This window comes from Paracholeplasma vituli (genome assembly GCF_025446935.1).
GTDB lineage: Bacteria > Bacillota_I > Bacilli_A > Acholeplasmatales > UBA5453 > Paracholeplasma > Paracholeplasma vituli.
The window spans coordinates 1-10897 of record NZ_JAOEGN010000025.1 but is presented as its reverse complement, the minus strand read 5'-3'; the positions used below and the strand labels follow the sequence as shown (position 1 = coordinate 10897).

Sequence of the window (10897 nt, the reverse complement as noted above, 5' to 3'; positions counted from 1 at the left end):
CGAGTAGCACTCGTTCATTTAGCTAAGAAGTTAGTTCGAATCATTCATCATTTAGAAACAAACCAACTCGATTACGATTCAACTAAACTACAATAGCTTATTATTAAATCTGTGGCGATTAAATAATAATCATCCATAATTGTAAGCATACCTCCAATTTTTTGTTGTTCGGGAGGTTTTTAGTATTTATCTGTAAATATCGCTTGACATTAGATAGTTAGTCACCTATTTATCTCTATTGTAACATCAAAAAACAATTTAGGATACACTTCACACTATTTTTTATATTTTTCATTTTTTTTATTATATAAAATGAGCATACTACTTAAGAAAATGAACCCTATAGTCAACATAAATACCCAACCCAATACCCCTAAATAGCCAATCTCATTCACGTCTAAGAAAAAATAAGGGTATGTATGTGTGAATAACCCAATGATTAATGTGCATACAACATAGGCATAAGGTAGTACTAAACTATAGCCAATTGCTTTCCAAGATACCGTATTTCTTTTAGTGAATAACATGTAATCTAGAACAACAAGTAGCGGACCAACTAGATGCATGATCACATTCCTTACACGCCAATAACTTGGATCGAATAGGTTACCTAATAACGTATTGTAGATAATCACAGTCACCAAAATTAGGATTGTAATAACGAAACGAATCGTCGGATATTTGAAAACAACCTGTTTCCCTTTAAGGGATTGATAGGTTAATAACCAAATATGAACCATTAATCCAAAGGCAATCAAATTGGATAAGTTGGTATAGTAAACAAAGAAGCCTTTATTGAATGAACCTGTCGTGATCTCGGTTGCTAAAAATAATCCAATAGCCCCAAAAATCAAGTAAATACTTCTAAAATAAAATGCTGTTTTTGAATAAACCATACGAATCGCCTCCTTTTCCCATTCATTGTATCGAAATCAGACTATTTGTTCAACTATTTTGACTTTCAAAATATAGAGACTTAAAGGCTTTACTAAGGCAAAACCTAATAAATTGACAAACCCATCTTTTTCAAGTATGATTACTAAAAAGGAGGTTTCATATGGTACCCTTTATTCCGTATATTTGTGGATTTGGTCTTTTAGGGGTTATTGTTGGTTTGGTATTCTCATTTTTGAAACAAAAATTTGCTTTCCTACCAACCTTAATTTCACTTGGATTAGGCCTAACGTTCATTTGGTTATCACAAATCCCGCAACCAGCCGGTTCTTGGAATGATCTTATGTATGTTTTATTTGGATTATTCTTCTTGTTTGTTGGTTTAATCGTAGGGATGGTTACATTGCTTATCAAAGCTATAAAGAAACCCTCAGAAACGATAAAGTAAAGGACAGTCTGAGCTGTCCTTTTTCATCTACTAGGAAAGTTCGTCTTTTATTGTTCACTTATCGAATATAGACTCTATAAGTTTTATAAAATTTTCTATAAAATGGTCATTTAAACGTCTTCTGTTTACTTTCTCTATATAATTAAAATATCATATAAAATATATATTTTGTGTGTCATTTATGGTATAATTTAAGTAGAAAGGAGGAATCCATTTATGTCTTATAAAGCCCTAAAAACTAGACTCTATTTGAATCCTAATCAACACCAGTTTTTGTTGTCTTTAATGCGTGCTTCAAGAAGTCTATATAATCAAGCTCTTTATAATGTAAGACAACATTTTATCAAAACCAATGAGTATTTATCTTATAACGATAATTACCAACTACTCAAAGACAGTGAACACTATCGTTACTTAAGTACGACTCAAGGTCAAATGGTTATTCGTAAAGTCGATGAAGCGATGAAAGGGTTCTTTGGATCTTTAAAGTCTAAACTTAAACAAACTATTAGACTCCCTAGATATTTGAAGAAAGATACTTATTATCCTCTATATGACCGAATGGTCTATAAACCATCCAATGAAGTCTATACACTCCCTAGAAGTCACTTCATCAAGAAAGTATCCAAAGAGATTGAATTAGTTTCAAAACAAATTCATAAGCACACAACCGAATTAAACCATTTAAGTGACTTATCGTTAGATATCCCCACACCTAAATGTATCCAAACCAAACCAATCAAAGAAATCACCATCAAGTCCTACTATGATGGAAAGTACATCGAAGTGGTTTATGTGTATCTAGATGAAACACCTAAAATGAAATTAGATGATCTTACCGAAACCATGGGCATCGATTTTGGGTATAACAATCTAGCATTTTGTTCAGTGACGAATAATACCCACTTATTATTAGATGGAAAAAGGTTAAAGAGTATGAATCAGTTTTATCATAAACGAATCGCTAAACTAGCGAGTAGTAGACCCAATCAAACTATCTTAACCAAACAAATGATTCGTCTGATGGATAAACGGAACCATCAAATGGATTATGGCATCTATAAAGCAGCTAAACTCATTATCCATCACGCAATAGATAATAAAGTGAAACAAATCATCATTGGTTATAACGATACGTTTAAAGATGAACGGTTATCGGATACATATAATCAGTGGACGAAAAGTATACCTATAGCGAGACTTAGAGACCGTATCATATACTTAGCTGAACAGATAGGTATTGAAACAAAAGTAATTAATGAAGCCTATACGTCAAAAGCGTCCTATCTGGATCAAGATAAATTCGTTAAGGGTGAGTTTTCAGGTGTAAGAGTCAAAAGAGGTTTATATAGAAGTAAAAAAGGCATAGTAATCAATGCTGACCAAAATGCCTCATTGAATATGATTCGAAAAGGTAATCCCGATGCCATATGGATAGGGAATATGGGTGTGAACACACCTAAGCGTACAGTACTATTTGGACTGTAGTCGTTTTAAATAAGACGAGTTCGCTCGTTAAGAGGCAATCAAATCATTCCGTAAAGGGTGATTTATTCACCTCTTTGTTCTAGTTCATTCGCTTGATTTTGCATCAGCAAAGGGTGTTAAAACCATCAATCTAATATATAGTGCTTTGCCTTTATAAAAGGATTTTTCATACGATCACCAATAAAAGTCAATATCGTGTCTTATATAATCATTATTTCACTCTACTAAATTATTACATAATTGACAGTAATAAGATTATAGTCACATAAAATGGGTTAATCCATTACATTTTCGTGAAGTTTATCTTAAAAAAATAAACGCCCAAAAAGGCGTCTAAATTATAAGTATTTGTCTAAGATTAGTGCAGATTGGTAGATGGTTGGTAGTCCGCTACCTGGATGTGTACCACCACCGACTAAATACACATGTTTGATTTCTTCAAACTTATTTTGTGGTCTGCGGTTGAGCATTTGAGGTAGATTATGGGCTAAATTAAAGACCGCTCCTTGATAGACATTATAGTCGTCTTTCCACTGCGTCGGGTCAATCATATGAATGGCTTTAATATGGCTTCTTAAATCGATCTGGTGACGTTTCTCAATAAGATCCAATGTCACTTCTTTCAAGTGTTCACGGTAAGTACTCCAATCGACATCTGCAGTTAGATTTGGGACCGGTACTAACAAGAATAAACTCGAATGCCCTTTTGGCGCGTAAGTATCATCGGTTCTAATTGGATTATGAATGTATACGCTGATGTCATCCGTAATTTCGTTTTGTGTTAACCCTTTAAGGTAAGATTCATAATCTTTAGAAAACAATATTTCGTGATGTGAAAAATCATACTCTTTATCCAACCCTAAATACAACATAAATGTCGAAACACTGTATTTTTTCTTTTCAAGTTTTAGAGGCGTATACTTTTTTAAGTGATCTTCTTTAATCAAATGATTCATCGCGTACGCAAAATCAGCATTGATGATAACTTCATCAAACGGCATATACTCTCCATGAATACGAAGTCCCTTCATGGATCCTTTTTCAACGATGATTTCTTCAACTTGTCTATTTAAATGCACTTTTCCACCATTTTTTTCAATCAGTTCTGCCATCTTATGGTTGATTTGATTGAGACCCCCTCGGACATGGTATAAACCTAGGGCGTGTTCTAGATACGGCAGGATGGTAAAAAAGGATGGGGCTTGATAGGAAGCCATACCTAAGTATTTAGCCTGGAATGATAAAGAATGAATAAAGTTTTCGTTTGGATTAAATGTTTTTAATAAACTATACACCGATTTAAACGGGTGTAGGTAAGGGGCGGCTTTTAAGACATCTGGTCTTAGATAGTGTAAAGCATTTGGGAAAGGTTTCTTTAAGATGGGTGCGAAGACATTGAGTTTACGTCTTTGTGCAGAAAACCATTTTTCATAGCTTTTCCCCATACCTGGTTGATATTTTTCATACATTTTGATGTTTTCAATGGGGTCTTTGCTCATATTAAACGTAACATCATTAAACATCAAGGTATAGAGTTGTTCAAGTCTCATCAAGTCTAGTTCTTTATGGACATCATACCCAGCCTTTTGAAAGACTTCTTCTAAGATTTCTAGATACATTAAAAAGGTGGGTCCAATATCAAAGTGATAATCGCCTAAGGAGAGTCGTTTGGATCTGCCTCCGACTTGGTTATCTTTTTCAAAAATGTGCAGGTCGTATCCCTTTTTGGATAACACCATACCCGCTGCGAGTCCACCAGGACCTGCACCAATAATCGCTACTTTTTTCATATATTAATCGCCTCGTTTGCTTTGTGAAATTCTTCTAAGAAACGTCTCATTTCAATCATGAGTACGGTATCTGGAGCACCTTTTAAAACCATGCCGTCTAAATACATCATACTCTTAATGATAGGAAACATCCCTTTTTCAAAAACCATCCCTGAGTTTACCCCATGTTTGATGGTTTCCATCATCTTTCTAGTTAAGGATACTTCAGATACAGATTTACCTTCAAAGTCCTTATAGATCTCTAATAGTTTTGTAAAATACACATCGTAGGTCTTTCCATGGATTTCCTTATAAGCCATATGGTTGAGTGCTAAAGCACAACCCGGGAAATCGTAATAAGCGAGTTTTTCCATGAACTCGAACAAACCCATTTGGATTTTCTTACCCACTTCTGAAATAGCACCTGTATCAATGAAGTAAAAATCATTGCCTTTTTTAATGAGATTCCCAGGGTGTAAATCCCCATGGAAAGTGCCAATAATGAAAATATAGAAGCCGTGAATATGGAAGATTTCCAAGATATCTTCAAATGGCATCGCCTTTTCTTCAAGTAAATCGTCCACAGTCTTCCCATCAATGAACTCTGAAACTAAAACGTGCTCATTCGATAAGGATTTATATATGATTGGAAATTTTAAACGTGAAAGGTCAAACTTGTTTTTATGCTCCTCATAGATGGACTTCAATACTTCTCCATGACTGATTTCATTGCGTAAATCAAGTTCTGCGAGTGTATATGCTTCGATGTGTTCAAGAATCCCGACTGGGTCTGCGACTTTCGCAAGTTTTGGGTAGAAGAAAATGATGAACTTAATGAAACGTCTTAAAGAACGGACATCTTTTTCAAACTTTTTCTTAAAGTCTTTTTTAATGAACTTAATGACGACTTCTTCACCTGTTTTCAAAGTTGCACGGTGGACTTGTCCAACGGATGCACTGCCAATTGGGGTTTCTTCAATATGGCTAAAAGATTCTAACCATGTCTCATCGGTGTACTGCTTTAATAAGGTTTTAAAGTCTTCACCTTCAATCGGTGTTGTTTTAGTATAAAGCTTCGCTAGGTGGGTACATGTCGCCTCATTTAAGAAATCAATTCTGAGTGCGAATGTTTGAGCAATCTTAACAGCTAGTAAGCCTTGCTTTTGAATAAAGTCTAGATTTGGTAATTTCTTTTTAGAGAATATTTGCTTAAATAGACGAATAAACATGATCCAACGCATGATATCACTCACCTTTTATTTTATTATACAATAAAGTTCTTAATTTAAGCCGAAATGGGTAATTCTTAACACGAATTAAGAAAAAGAAAAGCCCACAACTGTGAGCTTATTTTTGATGAACCATCCAGTCATTTAGTACTTGGATATATTCGGTTGGGTCTTCAATCGGTAAGCCTTCAATTAAGAGTGCTTGATGGTATAAAAGGGTCGCGTAAGATTTTAAAGCGTCTTTGTCATCGACTTTAGATTGAAGAACTTGGAAAATCTCATGATCTGGGTTCAATTCTAAGATTCGTTCCGCTTTTACTTGGTCAGCGTTTGGTACATTCTTTAGAACTTTCTCCATTTCTAAAGATAAACCTTCACCTGAGACTAAGCAAACAGGTGCGTCTTTTAAGCGTTTGGATAATCTAACTTCTTTAACCTTGTCCCCAAGGGCTTCTTTCATCGCTTCTAAAAGGGATTTATTGGATTCTGATTTCTTTTCGATGTCTTTTTTCTTGTCTTCATCTACTAAGTCTAAATCTGCAGATTGAATCGATTTGAATGGTACCTCATTGTAGGTGCCCATGACTTGAATCATGAACTCATCGACTTCTTCGGTTAGTAATAAAACTTCAAAACCTTTTTCTTTTAGAATACCCATTTGAGGTAAGTTGAGGATGGCTTGTTTGGATTTACCTGTCGCGTAGTAAATATCTTTCTGATCGGTTTTCTTACGATCTAAGTATTCCTTAAATGAAATATAGTCATCGCTTAGGTTGGTTTTAAATAAAATTAAGTCTTGTAAGAGTTCCTTATGCAAACCAAAGTTTTGATAAATACCGTACTTTAATGAAGTCTTATAGGTATCGTAGAACTCAATGTATTTGTCACGGTCATTTTCTAACCAATTTTGAAGTTCTGACTTAATTTTCTTTTCGATAGATGAGGCGATCTTCTTGAGTTGTCTGTCTTGTTGTAAAAGTTCACGCGAGATGTTTAAGGAGAGATCGGATGAATCTACAACCCCTTTGACAAACTTAAAGTGATCGCCTATCAAATCTTTATTCTTATCTTGGATGAATACACCTTTTGAATAGAGTTGAAGACCCTTTTCATAGGTTTCACTGTAGAAATTGTAGGCTGGTTTTTTAGGGATAAATAGAAGTGAATTAAAGGTCAACATGCCTTCAACTGACATATGAATGACTTTCATTGGATCTTCAAAGTCATTGAATTGGTGCTTGTAAAAACCATTTAATGCCTCTTCGGTAATGTCTGCTTTAGAACGTTGCCAAAGTGGTGTCATTTGGTTAACTGGTTTCTCTAAATCTTCACTTAAATAAATTGGATATCGAACATAGTCGCTATACTTTTTGATTAAGGATCTAAGTTCATAGGTTTCTAAGTATTCACTGAAGGATTCATTACCCTCTTCGTCTTCAATATCTTCTTTTAAGTATAAAGTGATTTCTGTACCGATTGAATCTTTTTCAAACAAATCTACTGTAAATTCAGATACGCCATCTGAGCTCCAAATGAAACCTTCTGGAGAAAATGGGGAACGGGTTCTCACTTCGACTTTGTCCGAAACCATAAATGCACTGTAAAAACCTACACCAAATTGACCAATGATGTTGGTATCATTTTGATCGAGTTTTTCGATGAATGCTTTCGAGCCACTTTGTGCAATCGTACCTAAGTTTTGAATGAGTTCTTCTTCGGTGAAACCAATCCCGTTATCCGTAATGGTTAATGTACGTTTTTCCTTATCTGCAGTAATCTTGATTTGATAGGTATCACTCGGTACCTTCTCGTCGGTTAAAGATAAAAAGTGTCTCTTATCAATCGCGTCACTCGCGTTGGAAATGAGCTCTCTTAGAAATATTTCTTTTTGTGTATAAATTGAGTGTGTCATTAAATGTAAAAGTTTTTGAGATTCTGTTTTGAATGCTTGTGTCTTTGACATAATTATCGCCTCCAAGTATTATTGTATTCATCGTTTTGGCAATGTCAAGTATAAAGTGCCAATATCGAAAAAGAAACACATTGCCTAATCTTCATAGACAATGTGTTCATCAATTACGGTCATTTGGACTTGAGGTTTTACTAAGTCTTCATCAGGTAAGGATTCAAGATCTGATTTGAATACGGTAAAGTCAGCGAGATAACCCATTTTGATTACGCCCCTATTCTCTTTAATATTTTGAGCGTTCGCGTATTTAGTATACGCTTCAATCGCTTCAAGACGGGTTATTATTTCCTCTTTTTGATAACATATACCATCTTTAGCAACCCGATTGGTTGCGTTTAAGATGCCTATTAGAGGGTTTGGTACCTCTACAGGAGCGTCGCTACTGAAAGAGAGTGTTAATCCATTTTTAAGCATACTTTTCCACGGGAAAATATAGGATGGTGGATCATTTAAAATGTGAAACGCTTCTGGTAGATCACTATATAAAAACTGTGGTTGGACATCTAGTGTAACTGGAATGGTTTTTAGCTTATTTAAGCCATATTCTGATATCCACGGTGCGTGAATGATACGGTCTTTTAAAAAATTCTTCGCGGGATATTTCGTTAGAATTTCAATCAATTCATCAAGACCTTGGTCACCAATAACATGGATGGCTAAAGTCATGTTGTGTTCTCTGACTTTCTTTACAATTTGGATAAAATCCGGGGTTATTCGTAGTCCTTTTGAGGGTGTGTTTTTATACCCTTTATACATTAACGCTGTTTTGGAAAATAGGGTCCCATCATAAAAGACTTTCACACCCTTTAATTCAAGATAAGGGTTTTCCTCATTGTATGGATTCTGTAAATAGTCATCTAATACTTCATGATGAATCAATAGTTGTGTGCGAAACGGTCTGTGTATTAAAACATTTTTAAAGACATTTAAAGTGTATTCATATCCATTAAAGTAAAATAGATCATCAGAATGACCACCAGTGATGCCATAGCGATAGAGGTTTTCTATCGCTGTTTCTAAATACCTTTCAAGGGTTTCATTTGAGACACTTGTGTAGTGCTTAATCGCCTTTGAAGCTTCTTCTTCACGCAAAATTCCAGACTCATAATTAAGTCCCATCTGATTCAACACAACAGAATTCACAGTAACTGCGTGAAAGTCGTTGTGTCTTAAAAGAATGGGTTTCTCCATTGAAATATTATCTAAATCATAACGGTTTACACCTAAAGACTCTTTATAACCATCTACCATTAATAAGTCAGTGATTTCAATTTCTTTTAACTTTGATAATACATCATTTTTATCCTTTAATGAAGAAAGGTCAATACGTGATAAATATTGTCCATATCCAATCAAATGAAGATGAGCATCGACAAAACCAGGGTATAGATGACCACCCTTTAAATCGATGATTGAATCGAAACTTTGATTCTCATTGACATCAATTCCAATAATGATACCTTGGTGGGTTAGGATATTAGTAGCTTTTCTATTGTGGTCTAACGTGTGGATAACCCCATTTTTAAATAATTTCATTGGACGACCTCATTTTCCTAATTCTATCATAGAAATATAAAACCCAAGCTATTTAAGCCTGGGTTTGGTCTAATATGTATTGATAAAAGCGCTCTAACCCTGCTTCAAGTTGAGCTTTTGAACAGGCAAGATTCATTCGGACATAATCTTTTGAGTCTGGATCAAACTTATTTCCATCGGATAAACCAATCCCGTAATCCAACAATTCTTTTGTTACTAAGGTAGAATCCTTATTCAAACAGGCTATGTTGATCCAGGCGAGATAGGTGCCTTCTAAGGCTGTGATTACCAATTTGGGTACTCGCTTTTGAAAGAACAATTTAAGAAGTCTATAGTTTTTCTCAATATGCTTATTTTGCTTAATAACCCAGTCGTCACAAGCCGTATACGCGACTTCACAGGCGAGGGTTGCGAAAAGGTTTGGTGTACAGCTGTGTGAGACTCTCAGTTCATGGTGAATTAATTCCCTCATATACGGGTTTCTAATGATGATGTTGGCTAGATGCAAACCTGCAATATTGAACGTTTTATTGGGTGAGGTACAAATCATAATCTTCTCATAACGATCCAAATAATGCCCCATTGAAGTAAATGTATGATTCCCTAAAATAATATCAGCGTGAATTTCATCAGAGACCAAGGTTACATCGTATCTTTTACATAAATCAACTACTTGATCGAGTTCTTGTTCTGTCCAGACTCTGCCTACTGGGTTGTGTGGATTACACAAAATGAATAGTTTTGCGCCTTGTTTAAAGGTATCCTCAAGACCGATGAAATCCATCTCATAATGCCCTTTATTCTGTTTGAGTTTATTGATAAGAAGGGTTCGATGATTATCATATACCACATCGAAAAAACGAGGGTAAACAGGGGTTTGAATCACCACTTTGTCCTGTTTTTTAGTTAAACCTTTAACTGCCAAATATAAAGCAGCGACTACCCCATGAGACTGAAAGACCTCATCTGACTTAACTTCAAAATGGTAGTGTCTAGAGAACCAATTCATCACAGCTTGCTGATAAGAAATATCGATGTAGTTATAGCCAAAAGCACCATGTAAAACCCGTTCTCTTAAAGCATCAATAATCGGTTTTGGGGATTTATAATCGGAGTCTGCTACTGAAAATGGCAAAAAATCCTCATCAAATGGACCGCGATCTAAGTCCCATTTACGAGCATTGGTGTTGAATCGATTTAAACTTTGGAATGGATTCATGAAGGTTTACCTCAAGTAAGTAGTTTCTGTTTTCATTATAGCGAAGTCTATGGTTTTTGAATAGTCCATAAAGAATAAACCCGAACCAAATGGTCCGGATTAAGTTCATTATAAAATTTCAACCGCCCGTAAAATGATATAGACCAGATAGGCTCCATACATAACGACCAGTGCGAAGCCTTCTTTTTTGGAAACATTCCCAAATGTGACCGCCGATAGTGAACTACCCACCACTTAATAGAAGTGAGGGCTTCCTATCCAAACCAGTGTACCCACCAGTGACTCAATAGGCTATCCCCGTAGTCCCTACGGTTCTTAGTTCTTTTATATCTCTAAAGCTAATTT

The 10897-nt window shown here is 35.2% G+C and carries 8 protein-coding genes; 2 read left to right on the top strand and 6 right to left on the bottom strand.

Going from position 1 to position 10897, the window contains the following annotated elements:
• Positions 1 to 275 precede the first annotated feature (275 nt).
• The gene (locus tag N7603_RS08705; RefSeq protein ID WP_262097045.1) at positions 276 to 896 is read right to left on the bottom strand and encodes a Pr6Pr family membrane protein; all 621 of its coding nucleotides are present in this window, start codon (positions 894 to 896) and stop codon (positions 276 to 278) included.
• A gap of 161 nt (positions 897 to 1057) precedes the next feature.
• Here N7603_RS08705 and N7603_RS08700 point away from each other — a divergent pair, with 161 nt between their 5' ends.
• Complete coding sequence (locus N7603_RS08700; RefSeq protein ID WP_262097044.1) at positions 1058 to 1342, top strand: hypothetical protein; 285 nt, start codon at positions 1058 to 1060, stop codon at positions 1340 to 1342.
• Positions 1343 to 1558: 216 nt separating this feature from the next.
• Entirely contained in the window at positions 1559 to 2830 is a 1272-nt protein-coding gene (locus N7603_RS08695; RefSeq protein WP_262097043.1) for an RNA-guided endonuclease InsQ/TnpB family protein, read from the top strand.
• A 338-nt stretch (positions 2831 to 3168) separates the two neighbouring features.
• Here N7603_RS08695 and N7603_RS08690 read toward each other — a convergent pair whose 3' ends face one another.
• The 5 genes from N7603_RS08690 to N7603_RS08670 form a co-directional block, all read right to left on the bottom strand.
• Complete coding sequence (locus tag N7603_RS08690; RefSeq protein WP_262097042.1) at positions 3169 to 4620, bottom strand: phytoene desaturase family protein; 1452 nt, start codon at positions 4618 to 4620, stop codon at positions 3169 to 3171.
• Positions 4617 to 5840 (bottom strand): AarF/ABC1/UbiB kinase family protein, encoded by a 1224-nt coding sequence (locus N7603_RS08685; protein WP_262097041.1) that lies wholly within the window; start codon positions 5838 to 5840, stop codon positions 4617 to 4619. Before N7603_RS08685 ends, N7603_RS08690 begins: the two co-directional genes overlap by 4 nt.
• Positions 5841 to 5946: 106 nt before the next feature.
• Positions 5947 to 7791, bottom strand: coding sequence for a molecular chaperone HtpG (htpG, locus tag N7603_RS08680; protein ID WP_262097040.1), 1845 nt, complete (start codon positions 7789 to 7791; stop codon positions 5947 to 5949).
• A gap of 84 nt (positions 7792 to 7875) precedes the next feature.
• A complete protein-coding gene (locus tag N7603_RS08675; protein ID WP_262097039.1) occupies positions 7876 to 9333 on the bottom strand; it encodes an amidohydrolase in 1458 nt (485 codons plus the stop codon).
• A 52-nt stretch (positions 9334 to 9385) separates the two neighbouring features.
• Complete coding sequence (locus N7603_RS08670) at positions 9386 to 10552, bottom strand: MalY/PatB family protein (RefSeq protein ID WP_262097038.1); 1167 nt, start codon at positions 10550 to 10552, stop codon at positions 9386 to 9388.
• Positions 10553 to 10897: the final 345 nt, after the last annotated feature.

What these genes read in the sequence shown, in the direction of transcription:
- N7603_RS08705 (WP_262097045.1), bottom strand. Translation starts at nt 896, where the DNA reads ATGGTTTATTCAAAAACAGCATTTTATTTTAGAAGTATTTACTTGATT.
- N7603_RS08700 (WP_262097044.1), top strand. Translation starts at nt 1,058, where the DNA reads ATGGTACCCTTTATTCCGTATATTTGTGGATTTGGTCTTTTAGGGGTT.
- N7603_RS08695 (WP_262097043.1), top strand. Translation starts at nt 1,559, where the DNA reads ATGTCTTATAAAGCCCTAAAAACTAGACTCTATTTGAATCCTAATCAA.
- N7603_RS08690 (WP_262097042.1), bottom strand. Translation starts at nt 4,620, where the DNA reads ATGAAAAAAGTAGCGATTATTGGTGCAGGTCCTGGTGGACTCGCAGCG.
- N7603_RS08685 (WP_262097041.1), bottom strand. Translation starts at nt 5,840, where the DNA reads ATGCGTTGGATCATGTTTATTCGTCTATTTAAGCAAATATTCTCTAAA.
- htpG (WP_262097040.1), bottom strand. Translation starts at nt 7,791, where the DNA reads ATGTCAAAGACACAAGCATTCAAAACAGAATCTCAAAAACTTTTACAT.
- N7603_RS08675 (WP_262097039.1), bottom strand. Translation starts at nt 9,333, where the DNA reads ATGAAATTATTTAAAAATGGGGTTATCCACACGTTAGACCACAATAGA.
- N7603_RS08670 (WP_262097038.1), bottom strand. Translation starts at nt 10,552, where the DNA reads ATGAATCCATTCCAAAGTTTAAATCGATTCAACACCAATGCTCGTAAA.